The sequence below is a fragment of the Asticcacaulis biprosthecium C19 genome (assembly GCF_000204015.1).
In the GTDB taxonomy this organism is placed as follows: Bacteria; Pseudomonadota; Alphaproteobacteria; order Caulobacterales; family Caulobacteraceae; genus Asticcacaulis; species Asticcacaulis biprosthecius.
This window is the reverse complement of record NZ_GL883078.1, coordinates 232715-243527: the sequence shown is the minus strand read 5'-3', so window position 1 is coordinate 243527 and position 10813 is coordinate 232715. Positions and strand designations below refer to the sequence as shown.

Below are 10813 nucleotides of genomic sequence, written 5' to 3'. Positions count from 1 at the left end.
GTCCAGGTCGGCGCGCAGGGCGTTCGGGTCGGAGAGGGTGGCTTCCATCAGAGCGGTTATGATCGGGCGGATGGTCAGACGCATATCAAATGACATCCTTGAACCTCAGGCGAAAAGGGCAAGTTCGAATAGAGTATCGTCTGCTTTAGTTGCTGACGAAATGGTTAACTGCAATTAAAAGGCGATTCGGTTTCCGCTTTGGATGCCGCGAAAGGCGGTTTATTGCGAGTTTTTGTGACCACGGCGCCATTGATTACCGGTAAATTCTTCACCTAAATGGCGGAGATGTCCGGCGATTCAACAAACAGGGGGGCGAGATGGATTTTCTGCGGAAACTTTTTGGTGGTGGCGGCAACGAGGGCGACGCGGTCGCCCGGGTCGGCGCCGCCTTCGCCGGCCTCGACAAGCACCGCGCCGGTCTGTCGCGCGACATCGCCCATTATGTTGTAAAGGATAGCGGCAGCAGCGTCCTGTCGACCCTGTCAACCCAGGCGGTCCAGACCTACTGGGAGCACAATGGCGGCCACTGGAGGTGGAACGTCGACAAGAACCCGATCTTCAAAGGCGGGGTCGCCTGGAGCCATGCCCAGCAGCACCGGCTGGGCGAGATCATGTCCGCCCTGCACCCGCTGGGCAGCGGCAGGGACTGGGGCATGATGGGCACAGCGACTTCACCCGGCTGGCTGCGCCATGTCCTGTCGATGCAGGCGCGGCACGACGGCACGATCTCGAACATGGACGACTTCCACGACCTGGCTACCGGACATGGCGCGGGAATGGAGGCCATACTCGACCTGCTGTTCGGCAACAATCCGCGCAATTACAACCACCCTGACTGCACGGGCCTGTTCACTGGTACCAAGCCTTGGTTGGCCGCCCATGCCGCCGAGGTCATCGCCGCCGCACCGAAACTCGGCGCGGCGCCGCGATCGCTGCTGGTCGCCGCGATTGGCCGTTTTGGCCAGACCGGCCCATATCTCGACCTGTTGATCGACGCGGCGACAGCGTCGGCCAAGACGGTCAAGGAAGCCGCCTACAAGTCCCTGACCGGCGCCGATCCAAAAGCCCTGGCCGCCGCCCTGGAACAGCGATTTCCGGTTGCCGCGCCCGGCGCCGCCGTCGAACTGGTGAACCTGGTGTCGCGGACGCTCGGCGCCGGCAATGACAGCCTGCTGCAGGGCTGGCGCGCCACGACCACGGCGCCCAAGGTGCTTGCTGCAATCGACGCCGCCCAAATGAAGCAAAACCTGGTCGCGGTCGCCACAGATGTACCGGCGGCGGTCACCGGCGGCTATATTGCCCTGGATGGCAGCCTGGTCGAGCTCTTGCCCGCCCCGCCGCCACCCGAGGTCTCCGAAGTGCCGGATGCCGTCATGGACCTGCTGAAGCCGTCGATCCAGAGCTTCAACCAGGTGCTGGAAAAGGGCCGCCAGGAGGCCAAGACTGAACGCTGGCACTGGAGCAAGCAGCATCGGCCGGTCACCGGCGACACAATCCGCCAGATGAAGCAAAGGGCCCAGTCCGGCAATTTCCATCACAGCGACAATCCCTTCGAGTGGATGCAGATCCGCGTCGCCATCGACCGGTCGGGGATCGACGCCTTCTTCGCTTCGCCGCACCTGACCCTGCGTCACGTCACGATTATCGCCCGCGCCACCACCTATGGCGACCTGCTGGCCATCTATGCGCCCTACGCCGAAAGCCCCGCCAGCGTGGAACTGCGCCGCCGCATCCACAATGGCGCCGACCTGCGCACGGTCCAGGCGATGTGGGCGCCCCGTCAGGACAGGAAGATCAGCGGCAATGCCATCGAGGCAGCCCTGGCCACGAGCTGGGGCAATCCCATCGACAATGTCGAGGGCGACCATCTGTGGCCGCTGGTTGCCGAGAACCTTGACCTGATCGAGGAGGCTCTGGGGTTCAGGCCGCAATCGGGTCCAACCCAACTGAACCTGGGCGTGGCGCTGGACCTGCTGGCCGTCCTGCCCAAGGTGCCGCAGCGTCTGCTGATGCCGCTGATGACCATCGCCACCGGTACGCGCAAGGGTCCGAGAGGCGAGGCGCGCAAGCTGCTGGCTGGCGCGCCCGATATCGACGGTTCGATCCTGCACCTGCTGGGCGACAGCAAGCAGGAGGTCCGCGCCGGCGCCGCCGAATGGCTGGGCCAGCGCGGTAACAAAACCGCCGTCACGCCGCTGCGCCAGGCGCAGAAGGGCGAAAAGAGTGATATCGGCAAGGCCGCGATCATCTCGGCGCTGGAACGGCTGGGCGACGATGTGTCGGACCTGTTCGACCCGGCCCTGATGAAAAAGGACGCCGAAGCCGGTCTGGCCAAGGCCGGTGGTAAAGGACTTGAATGGTTGTCGCTCGACAACCTGCCGGCGCTGAAGTGGCGCGACGGCCGTCCGGTCGATCCGGTCCTGGTGCGGTGGTGGGCGGTCCTGGCCAACAAGCTGAAACAGCCCGGCGGCAACGCCCTGATCGACATGTGGCTGGACCGGCTGGCGCCCGGCGACGCCGACCGGCTGGGGCGCTACGTTCTCACCGCCTGGATCGACCAGGATACGCGCTCCCCCACCCAGGAAGAGGCCAATGCCTACGCCCTGTCACAAGTCGATTCGCGGCTGCAGTCCAATCTGGCGATGGTGAAGAGCTATCCCCAGGCGGCCGAATACTACATCACCGACCGCGACCGGCTGTTCGCCCAGTTGAAAAACGAGCAGCTCCGAATCTACCTCGGCAGCGCCGCCGACAACAAGGGCCTGCTGGCCCTGACCACGCGGGTCGGCGGCGCCGACGCCGCCCGGGCCGCCAAGGCCTACCTGAAAAATCACGGCGCCCGGGTGTCGCAATGCAAGGCCCTGCTGGAAGCCCTGGCCGCCAACCCGTCGGGCGCGGCCATCCAGGTGGTGCTGGCCACCGCTAACCGCTTCAAGGCGCGATCGGTCCAGGCCCTGGCCGCCGAACTGATCGATGCCATTGCCACGCGCCGCGGCTGGACGGCCGAGGAACTGGCCGATCGCACCATTCCGACCGCCGGGCTCGACGAAACCGGCGCGGCGGAGATCGATTGCGGCAACGACCGGACCTATCGCATGGTGGTCGACGAAAGCGAAAGCCTGGTCCTGCTCAATACCTCCGGCCAGCCGGTCAAGGCGCTGCCAACCGCGCGCATCGACGACGAGAAGCCGCTGCTGGACGAGGCCAAGAAACTGCTGGCCAATGCTCGCAAGGAGATCAAGCAGGTGGTGCCGGACCAGACGGCGCGACTGCGTGAAGCCATGTGTCTGGAGCGGCGGTGGCCAGCCGATGACTGGAACCTGTACATACTGGGCCATCCCCTGGTCGCCCGCCTGGCGCGGCGTTTGGTGTGGATGGGGCTGGACGCGGACGGCAATTGCCTCGACACCTTCCGGCCGCTGGACGACAACAGCCTTACCGATACCGGTGATAACACGGTCGATCTGTCGCGCTTTGTCCTGGTCCAATTGGGCCACAGCCTGCTGGTGCCCGCCGACGTGGCGGCGGCGTGGCGGACCCACCTGGCCGATTATGAGGTCACCTCGCCCTTCGATCAGTTCGGCCGCGACCTGCCGAAGTTAGCACCCGAACAGCGTACGGCCCGCGATATCACTGACCGCAAGGGTTGGATGATCGAGACCTTCAAGCTGCGCGGTGCCGCGATCCGCCAGGGTTATGTTCGCGGCACAGCCGAAGACGGCGGCGTGTTCGTGACCTATGAGCGCCGTTATGTTGCGGCCGGCCTGATCGCTCTGATCCACTTCAGCGGCAGTCCCCTGCCCGAGGAGAACCTGCCGGCGGCCCTGTTCGAACTGAATTTCGCCCGCATCAAGCGTAACAGCAACTGGCACGGCGCGACCGTCGTGCTGGGCGATGTGCCGCCGGTCCTGCTGGCGGAAACCTGGCAGGACCTGTACGACATAGCTGCCAAGGGGACGGGATTCGATCCCCAGTGGGAGAAGAAGACGCCATGGTAAGCCATACTGAGGTCTTGTCCGAAGTCCAGCGTCAGCCGGCCGAAATCCGGTACGGCGAGGAATTGGAGCGGTTGGGCGCACGCGACGACGCCCCACGCCCGCCGGGCTGGAAGCTGAGTGCCCGGGCCGTGCGGCGGTTTATCCTGGGCGACGACAAGCTGAATGTGTCGCGAAAGTTCTACGGCGACGATCCGCTGGTCGACCGCGCCATCGTCAGCCTGATGAGCAGCCAGGGCCTGATGCTGGTCGGTGAGCCCGGTACGGCCAAGTCAATGCTGTCGGAACTGCTGGCGGCGGCGGTCAGCGGCAGTTCCGGTCTGGTCGTCCAGGGTTCGGCCGGCACGACCGAGGACCATATCCGCTACGCCTGGAACTATGCCCTGTTGCTGGCCGAAGGGCCAAGCGAGAAGGCGCTGGTGCCGTCGCCTGTGCTGACTGCCATGCGCGACGGCCGCATTGTGCGGGTCGAGGAAATCACCCGCTGCCCGCCGGAAATACAGGACGCCCTGATCTCGATCCTGTCGGAAAAAACCCTGGCCGTGCCGGAACTGGGCGCCGACTGCGCCGTCGCTGCCCGGCCGGGCTTCAACATCATCGGCACCGCCAACCTGCGCGACCGCGGCGTGCACGAGATGTCGAGCGCCCTGAAACGCCGCTTCAATTTCGAGACAGTGCGGCCGATCGAGGATCCGGCTTTCGAGCGCGAACTGGTGCTGCGCCAACTGGCCGAGCGCTTGGGGCCGGCCGGGATCAAGGTCACCGGCGAGGCCGAGATTGCCGACCTGCTGGTCCAGACCTTCCAGGATCTGCGAACCGGCCGCACCCGTGAGGGCGCCAGTCTGAACCGGCCCGACGCCGTCATGTCGACGGCCGAAGCGGTCAATGTGCTGCATGCCGCCGCCCTGGACGCCGCTTTCCTGGCTGACGGCCGCATGACCGGCGCCCATGTGGCGCGTCAGATCCAGGGCGTCATTCTCAAGGACTCGGCCGAGGACGGCAAGCGCTTCAAGGCCTATATCGACCACATCATCAAGGAGCGTGCCGGTAAGTCCGGCGCCTGGCGCGACTTCTACCAGGCCGCCCGCGCGCTGAAGCTGGTGTGACGGCCGTGGCCGAACCCTACAGCCTGTATGATGCCGCGTGCGACCTCTACATCGTGCCGGTGCGCCACCACAGCCCGGCTTGTGCGGCGCACCTGCTGGCCCTGCTGGCCGAGATTCGGCCGGCCCGGGTCCTGGTCGAAGGACCGTGCGACTTCGATCCGCTGATCGCCCTGGTCGCCGATGCCGGCACCCGGCCGCCGGTGGCCATAGTCTCAGTTGAAGACGGCAAGGGCGACGGCGGTAAAGTGGTGGGTGGGCGCCGGGCTGTCAGCTACTATCCGTTCAGCGCCCACAGTCCCGAATACGCCGCCCTGGTGGCGGCGAAGGTGGCCGGCATTCCGGCGGCCTTTATCGACCTGCCGATGAGCGACCGCGCCATTGGGGGCGATGGCGAAGCGCTTGCCCTGTTGCATGACGAGGCGCCGTTCAACAGCAGCGACTATGTTCGCGCTCTGGCCCGCCGCCTGGGCTGCCGCGATGGCAACGAGGTCTGGGATCACCTGTTCGAAGCGCAACTGCACAGGTGCGACTGGCGCAGGTTTTTCCACGAGGTCGGGAGCTATTGCCGCCATATGCGCGACTGCACTGACGCGGTGACTATGGAGGCCGATGGCACCCTGGCGCGCGAAGCCCAGATGCGTGCCCTGATCGCCCGGGCGCGGAGCGACACGAAGGGGCCGATGGTCGCCGTGGTCGGCGGCTTCCACGCCCCCGTCCTGGCCGGCAGCCTGAAGGCCGGGGACAAGGTAAAGGCGGCCGGTAAAGGCAGCCGGGCTTACCTGGTGCGCTACGGTCACCGCCAGCTCAATGCCCTGACCGGTTACAGCGCCGGCCTGGCCCTGCCGGCCTTCTACGACGGGCTGTGGCGACGGCGCGGCGACGGCGAGGGGCTGTATTCCGCCTATGCCACCGACCTGATCACCGGGTTCGCGGCCCATCTGCGCGAGCGGCTGCCGGGGTTCGCCCCTCGTTTCCGGTCATGGCGTCGGCGCTGGAAGCCGCTCACCGTCTGGCCGACCTGCGCGGCCGTCCGGGGCCGCTGCGCGACGATATCCTTGATGCCTGCCGTTCGACCCTGCTGAAGGGCGAGGAGACCGGAGACGCCGCGCCGGTGATGGCCGAGCTGATGGCGTGGCTGACCGGCAATGCGCTGGGCGAGATACCGCCCTCGGCCGGATCGCCGCCGCTGGTCGAGGCCGTGCGGGCGCGGGCGCGCTCGCTGGGCTTCATGCTGGACGACGGTGAACGGCGCAACCGCGACCTCGACATCTACCGCAAGGACCGCCACCGCGACGCCAGCCGCTTTTTGCATGGCCTGGTCTTTGTAAGCGCCGGTTTCGGCCAAAGGACGGCGGGGCCGGACTTCCGCCAGGGCGTAGAGTTGGATCGTTTGCATGAGATCTGGTCGGTCATGTGGTCGCCCATGGTCGAGGCACGGTTGATCGAGTTGTCGGCCGACGGCGATACGCTGGAATCGGCCGTGGCGGCCGAGGCGGCGCGGCGCCTGAGGGACCTGCGCGAGCATGGCCGCGGCCACAGCGCCATCGCTGCCATCGAGCTGTTCGTCGCCGCCAGCCAGGCCGGGATCGGCGATCGCGCCGCCGTCATCCTGCCTTTCATCGCCGACGAGGTTACCCACGATCCGGAACTGGCCGGTGTGGCGCAGGCCCTGCGTGACTTGGTGAGGCTATGGCGCAGTGCCGTCATGATCGGGCTGGACAATTGCGAACCGCTGGCGGAACTGATCGGCGCGGCCTGGCGGCGCGTTCTGTTTCTCCTGCCCAATCTGGCCACTTGCAGCGAGGACCATGTCTCGACCGCGGTCAACGGTCTGGTCATCCTGCGCGAGGTGGTGGAACTGGCGGCGAACGAACTCGACACGCTCGATACCGGCCTTTTTGACGAGGGCATCGCCGCCCTGCTGACGGCGGACCTGCATCCGGCCCTGGCCGGGGCGGTGGCGGCCGTCGCCTGCCTGGCCGGGCGGCTGGAGCCTTCGGCGTTGGCGGCGCGGATCACCGGCGAACTGGGCGGCGCCTATGCCGAGGCCAAGGGGCGGGTGGCCTATCTGGGCGGGCTAATCGCCGTATCGCGCGAACTGCTTTGGACGGTGCCGGAACTGGTCACCGCCATGGACGAGGTTCTGGCTGAGGCTGACGGCGACGGTTTTATCGCCCTGCTGCCGCACCTGCGCCTGACCTTTTCGCGGCTGGATCCGCAGGATATCGACCGGTTGGCGCGCATCGTCGCCGACCGCCGCCAGGGCGCTGCCGCTCAGCTGACCCGGCCTTTCGCTGTCACCGAATCCGCCTTCGCCGCCAATCTGGAACTGGACCGCGCCGTGGCGGCCGAGCTGGCCCTGGCCGGGATTGGCGAGGGGGCGGCGGCATGACCGACAACAGCGAGGTTCTGCGGCGGTGGCGGATGGTGCTGGGCGGCTACGCTCAGTCGGCCATGGACACTGTGCGACTGGTCGGCTCCGACCAGCGCGCCGACCGGGCGCTCGACTACCTCTATGCCCGCGAGATGGAACAGCGCGGGCTGCGCCGCGGCAAGGGCGGCCGTGCCGGAAGCCTGGACCCGAGCCAACTCACGGCGTTGGGCTGGCTGAACGAGGTGCGGTCATTGTTCCCGCAGTCGGTGCTGGAGGTCGTCCAGGCCCACGCGATCGATACGCTGGGCCTGACGGAGCTGTTGTCGGACCCCAAGGTACTGTACAGCCTGGAGCCCAACCGCGACCTGCTGAAATCGCTGGTGGCGTTCAAGGGCAGGGCCAATCCCCAGGTCCAGGAGAAGATCCGCGAAGTTGCCCGCACCGTGGTCGACGAAATCGTCCGGCGGCTGCGGCCGCGCGTGCAACAGGCGCTGGCCGGCCGGCCCAACCGCTTCCGCCGCAGCCAGCAGAAGTCGATGCAGAACTTCGACTGGCGCGCCACTATCCGCGACAATCTCAGGAACTACGATCCGGAGCGCAAGCGCATCATTGCCGATCGGTTGCGCTTTTTTGGCCGTAGCCGCAGGCGGCTGCCGTGGCGGATCATCCTGTGCGTCGACCAGTCGGGCTCTATGTTGGACTCGACCATCTATGCCGCCGTCATGGCCGCTATCCTGACCGGCCTGCCGTCGCTGGATGTGCGGCTGGTGGTTTTCGACACCAGCGTGGTCGACCTGTCCGAAGAAGCCGCCGATCCGGTGTCGGTGCTGATGTCGGTACAGTTGGGCGGCGGCACCGACATTGCCGGGGCTGTTGCCTATTGTGAACAGCTGGTCGAACAGCCGACGCGCACCATACTGGCCCTAGTTACCGACTTTTGCGAGGGCGGCCCTGCGTCGCGGCTGATCGCGGCGATCCGTCGGCTCAATGCGGCGCGGGTGACCATGATCGGGCTGGCGGCGCTGTCGGAAGACGCGACGCCGGAGTATGACCGGGCGACGGCTGAGCGAGTGGCCGCGGCCGGCATGAAGGTCGCTGCCTTGACGCCCGACCGTTTTGCCGACTGGCTGGGCGAGGTGATAGCGTGATCCCGCCCACTCTGACGGCGATGCTGGCCGGCTATGACGAGGCGGCCCTGGTCGCGGTGGCCAACAAGGGGTTGCACCGCCGCGCCCAGCGCGATGTCGAAGAGGGCAAGGCGGTGGTGAAAAGCGTCGATGGCGACACCGCCACGGTCGACACCGATGGCGACACGGTGGTCATGGACGCGCGCGGACCCAAGGCCGCGCGATGCACCTGCCCGGCGCCGGGGGTGTGCCGTCACCGCCTGGCGGCCGTCCTTTTACTGCAGACCCATATACTGCAGACCCAGATACTGCGGACCCAGACTGGCGGCGGCGAAAGCGCGGCGCCGGATGTCGCCGCTGAAGTGGCGGCCTTAGCGCTCGACACCCTGCGCAGCTGGGCCGGCAAGGCGGCATGGCGCGGCGCGGTCGAACTGCTCGAAGGCGGCGCGACCGTGATTGCGGAAGGTGCGGCCTTGGTGGTTGCTTTCCCCCGCGACGGCCCCCAGGTGCGCATCCTGCCGGGCCAGGGGCTGGACGGCCTGGTGTCCAAGGTCGCTCCTGCGTTACGAAAGACCTATCACACCGCGGCCGTCCTTGTAGCCAGGCGCCACCTCGGCGTTGGCGACGCCGTCGAGGCGACTGCGGCCGAGGTTGCGGTCGCCGGCGGGATCGAGCCGGTCGATGCCGCGTTCCTGGGTGCGGTGACGGCGGTCCTGGGCGAATGTGTGCGGGTCGGTTTCAACCTGGCGCCTTTGTCGCTGGAAGAGCGCCTGTTCACCCTGTCGGTGTCGTCACGGGCTGATGCCCTGCCGCGCCTGGCAGGGTTGCTGCGGGCCTTGTCGGCGCAGATCCGCAGCCGTCGGGCGCGCGATTTCGCCTTTGACCCCGACCGCTGCCTGGACCTGTGCGGCAAGGGGTTCGCCCTGATCAGCGCGCTGAAGCACGACGATGGCGGCGATCCCGACCGGTCGAGTCTGCTGCGGGGGCAGGCGCGGCGCGATTATAGTGCGGCCGGGGTGCTGCGACTGTACGGCAGTGGCGCGGAGGCATGGTCGACGGCGTCAGGTGCGCGTGGCGTCACCGCCTATTTCTACGATCCAACCCAGGATCGGTGGCTGACCGTAGCGCTGGCGCGCGGGGCCGGCCAGGATCCGTGGTTCGAACCGCGGACGGCCTACAGCAACGAAAGCCTTTGGGGCGGCCCGACGATCAAGGCGGTGTCGCAGGCGCAGATAGGCCTCACAGGGGCGTCGGTGTCGCCGGACGGACGGTTGTCGGCCGGCAAGGATGTTCGCGTCACCGAAACCCGGCCGGTATCGGCTGACGAGGCCGCCGGCTGGCCGTGTTGCTGCGGCGACTGGGACGCGCTGCGGCGCAGGCTGGTCGAGCGTCTGGCCGGTGGTGTTGCCGGTCCAGCGCGCGGCGCGGAACCGGTGCTGTTGCGGCCGCAGCGCGTGGCGCGGCCCTTCTTCGATGACCTGGCCCAGACCCTGGTCTGGCCGGTGGCTGACGCCAACGGACAATGGCTGTGCCTATCGCTGGAGCATGGTGCCGACCCAGGCCGGATGGTCAAGGCGCTGGAAGCCATCGCCGCCGGGTGGGATGGCCTGGTCGCGGCCCTGGCCACGGTCGACGGCCGGGTGTTCCGCCTGCGGCCCTATGCGGTGATGGACGGCGCAACGGTGTGCAACCTGGGGCTCGATCCCTTGCCGGGGGGGGCGATCGTCCGGGCGTGGGGAGGCTGCTGCAGGACATGAAGGCGCTATTCGCCGGATTGCCGCAGCGCTTTGCGGCGCCGTCGCGGCCGCAGGCAGCGGCCGTTCTGGACGGCGCCTGGCAGAGCCTTGTCGAGATGGCGGAGTTGGGCCGGCGCGGCGGCCATGCCGAAACCACCCTGCGGCAACAGGCCCAACGCCTGGGCGATTCCGGCTTTCCGGCCCTGGCGCAGACGATCCTTGCGGCATTGGAAAGCGGCAAGGACGTGTCGTCACCGGCGTTCCTGACGGCGGTCTATGCGGTGGCCCTGGCGCGCGGGCGGACGCTGGACCTGCCGCGGCTGGAACCAATACTGTGATCGTCAGGCCAACAGCCGTCCGCCGATCAGCTCAGAAATGCTGTCGGCGGCGGATTTGACCTGGGCGCCGAGATCGGCAATGCTGTCTGAGGTAAGGCGCGACGTCGGGCCGGACAAGGAAATACCGGCGCGGGCTT

General features: G+C 67.4%; 7 protein-coding genes. All 7 read left to right on the top strand.

Features of this window, described 5'->3' with window-relative positions:
* Window positions 1-317: 317 nt before the first annotated feature.
* From ABI_RS11700 to ABI_RS11670, 7 genes are read left to right on the top strand one after another with little or no spacing between them, the layout of a single operon-like run.
* On the top strand, window positions 318-3998 hold the full coding sequence (locus ABI_RS11700; protein WP_006273193.1) for a DUF4132 domain-containing protein: 3681 nt from the start codon (window positions 318-320) through the stop codon (window positions 3996-3998).
* On the top strand, window positions 3992-5101 hold the full coding sequence (locus ABI_RS11695) for an ATP-binding protein (RefSeq protein WP_006273192.1): 1110 nt from the start codon (window positions 3992-3994) through the stop codon (window positions 5099-5101). The genes ABI_RS11700 and ABI_RS11695 overlap by 7 nt, the downstream gene beginning before the upstream one ends.
* Before the next feature lie 5 nt (window positions 5102-5106).
* Window positions 5107-6183 (top strand): DUF5682 family protein, encoded by a 1077-nt coding sequence (locus tag ABI_RS26465; protein ID WP_157138872.1) that lies wholly within the window; start codon window positions 5107-5109, stop codon window positions 6181-6183.
* Window positions 6081-7493 (top strand): DUF5682 family protein, encoded by a 1413-nt coding sequence (locus ABI_RS26460; protein WP_040309183.1) that lies wholly within the window; start codon window positions 6081-6083, stop codon window positions 7491-7493. Before ABI_RS26465 ends, ABI_RS26460 begins: the two co-directional genes overlap by 103 nt.
* Complete coding sequence (locus ABI_RS11680) at window positions 7490-8623, top strand: VWA domain-containing protein (RefSeq protein ID WP_006273188.1); 1134 nt, start codon at window positions 7490-7492, stop codon at window positions 8621-8623. The genes ABI_RS26460 and ABI_RS11680 overlap by 4 nt, the downstream gene beginning before the upstream one ends.
* The gene (locus ABI_RS11675) at window positions 8620-10359 is read left to right on the top strand and encodes a YehQ family protein (RefSeq protein ID WP_006273187.1); all 1740 of its coding nucleotides are present in this window, start codon (window positions 8620-8622) and stop codon (window positions 10357-10359) included. Before ABI_RS11680 ends, ABI_RS11675 begins: the two co-directional genes overlap by 4 nt.
* Window positions 10356-10676: a hypothetical protein gene (locus tag ABI_RS11670; protein ID WP_006273186.1), complete on the top strand. Its 321-nt coding sequence runs from the start codon at window positions 10356-10358 to the stop codon at window positions 10674-10676. The genes ABI_RS11675 and ABI_RS11670 overlap by 4 nt, the downstream gene beginning before the upstream one ends.
* The last annotated feature ends 137 nt before the right edge of the window (window positions 10677-10813 follow it).

Bases quoted from the DNA above. Each gene is read 5' to 3' on its own strand.
- ABI_RS11700 (WP_006273193.1), top strand. From the start codon at position 318: ATGGATTTTCTGCGGAAACTTTTTGGTGGTGGCGGCAACGAGGGCGAC.
- ABI_RS11670 (WP_006273186.1), top strand. From the start codon at position 10,356: ATGAAGGCGCTATTCGCCGGATTGCCGCAGCGCTTTGCGGCGCCGTCG.
- ABI_RS11695 (WP_006273192.1), top strand. From the start codon at position 3,992: ATGGTAAGCCATACTGAGGTCTTGTCCGAAGTCCAGCGTCAGCCGGCC.
- ABI_RS26460 (WP_040309183.1), top strand. From the start codon at position 6,081: ATGGCGTCGGCGCTGGAAGCCGCTCACCGTCTGGCCGACCTGCGCGGC.
- ABI_RS11680 (WP_006273188.1), top strand. From the start codon at position 7,490: ATGACCGACAACAGCGAGGTTCTGCGGCGGTGGCGGATGGTGCTGGGC.